Below are 583 nucleotides of genomic sequence, written 5' to 3'. Positions count from 1 at the left end.
TCCTGTCGTTGGTGGAGACCGGCAAGCGATTGGGCCGCTGCCCACAGGAGTGGTTGAGGGCCGTGGTCAGGGCGTGCATCGAGAAGACAGATTATCCCATCCCGGCAGAACTGATGCCGTCAACCCCGTCCTGGTGAATAGATACCCCGAAGCCATGACTATTATCAATGCAACCCAGTACCTCAAGCAACTTCTTAGCTCTTCTGAACTCAACCGGATCGGTAAATTTACCGGTTTTTGTCAGCGACTCCGGGATATCCAGCCTGCGAGACTACTCCCGGCTCTGCTCTCAGGGCTTGGTTGCGACAAGGTGGATGGTATTGCTGGTTTGCATCGCCATTTCAATGCGTTGCAGCTCCATGATACTGACCAAATAGCGTATAAACCCTTTCACAACCAGTTACGCAAGCAGGGTTTTCCCTTGTTCATGCGCGCATTGGTTGAACGAGCCATCGCCTTACGCCTCAAGGAGTGTCTACCGGACGCCCACGGACTGGCAGGCTTTGAGCAGGTACTGCTGCAGGACGGGTCGTCATTCGCGTTACATCCGCAATTGGCAGAACATTTCCCGGGCCGATTCAAT

The 583-nt window shown here is 54.2% G+C and carries 1 pseudogene; it reads left to right on the top strand.

The annotated features are described in order from the left end of the window. Window positions 1-154 precede the first annotated feature (154 nt). A pseudogene (locus J9892_RS21475) lies at window positions 155-583 on the top strand (IS4 family transposase); the annotation flags it as partial.

Origin of the sequence: Aeromonas sp. Prich7-2, from assembly GCF_017939255.1 — a bacterium.
Taxonomy (GTDB): Bacteria; Pseudomonadota; Gammaproteobacteria; order Enterobacterales; family Aeromonadaceae; genus Aeromonas; species Aeromonas caviae.
Note: the sequence above shows the minus strand (reverse complement) of the source record. Positions and strands in the feature narration are given on the sequence as shown.